2 protein-coding genes are annotated in these 578 nt (G+C 66.1%); both read right to left on the bottom strand.

Features of this window, described 5'->3' with window-relative positions; all coding sequences use genetic code 11:
- Positions 1–300, bottom strand: a 300-nt coding sequence (locus VXC91_RS46700; protein ID WP_329513378.1) for a transposase, incomplete at its 3' end; no start/stop codon positions are given.
- A gap of 129 nt (positions 301–429) precedes the next feature.
- Positions 430–578: cold-shock protein (locus tag VXC91_RS46695; RefSeq protein WP_329513379.1), on the bottom strand; the 149-nt coding region annotated here is incomplete at its 5' end.

Below are 578 nucleotides of genomic sequence, written 5' to 3'. Positions count from 1 at the left end.
ACCGTTTGACCTGCGGCCATGACGTTCCGAGCCCCACACGATCCGGGCCCGCACCGCCTCAGCGGCCTGTCCGTCGGTCAGCCCTTCCACGAACTGCAACACCAGCACCATCGCCAGACGTCCCGGCGACCACGCCGGCTTCCCCCGGGACGGGAACAAGTCCGAGAACTGCTCATCGCTGAACAGAACACCCAGCTCATCCCGCATCCGGATCGCCAGACTTCTCTTCGGGAACGCTGCTCTCGCCACCCGCACCGTCTCCGCCGGCACCTCACCAGGCCCACCCGGCCGCATCGACATCGACACCCTCCCCATACGACAACGTCGGCTCCCAAGACCACAACCATGTCTTGAGAGCCGACGTCACGCACAGGCCCGACTTAACCAACAGCATCCGTCCAGGGCGCCGGGCCTGTTGGGGGAGTTGGGTCAGATGACGCGGATGTTCTCCGCCTGGGGGCCCTTTTGGCCTTGGGCGACGTCGAACTCCACGTGCTGGCCCTCTTGCAGTTCGCGGAAGCCCTGAGCGGCAATGTTGGAGTAGTGGGCGAAGACGTCCGGGCCGCCGCCCTCCTGCT

Origin of the sequence: Streptomyces chiangmaiensis, assembly GCF_036281785.1 — a bacterium.
GTDB lineage: Bacteria > Actinomycetota > Actinomycetes > Streptomycetales > Streptomycetaceae > Streptomyces > Streptomyces chiangmaiensis.
Note: the sequence above shows the minus strand (reverse complement) of the source record. Positions and strands in the feature narration are given on the sequence as shown.